This window comes from Rosenbergiella metrosideri (genome assembly GCF_022602565.1).
Lineage (GTDB): Bacteria > Pseudomonadota > Gammaproteobacteria > Enterobacterales > Enterobacteriaceae > Rosenbergiella > Rosenbergiella metrosideri.
This window is the reverse complement of sequence record NZ_JALBCV010000123.1, coordinates 1-249: the sequence shown is the minus strand read 5'-3', so window position 1 is coordinate 249 and position 249 is coordinate 1. Positions and strand designations below refer to the sequence as shown.

Annotated in this window: 1 protein-coding gene; it reads left to right on the top strand. The window is 47.4% G+C overall.

Annotation, left to right across the window (positions count from 1 at the left end):
- A partial coding sequence (locus tag MKR94_RS16760; protein WP_277755707.1) for a sugar phosphate nucleotidyltransferase occupies positions 1 to 249 on the top strand: 249 nt, incomplete at both ends.

Sequence of the window (249 nt, the reverse complement as noted above, 5' to 3'; positions counted from 1 at the left end):
ATCGTGGATAAGCCGATGATTCAGTATATCATCGACGAGTGCGTCACCGCGGGGATCAAAGAGATTATCTTAGTCACGCATGCTTCTAAAAATGCGGTAGAAAACCATTTCGATACGACCTACGAGCTTGAGGCACTCCTCGAACAGCGAGTAAAACGTCAGCTTCTTAGCGAAGTTAAAAATATCTGTCCTCCCGGTGTAACCATAATGAATGTGCGTCAACCCCAGCCGTTGGGCTTGGGTAATGCG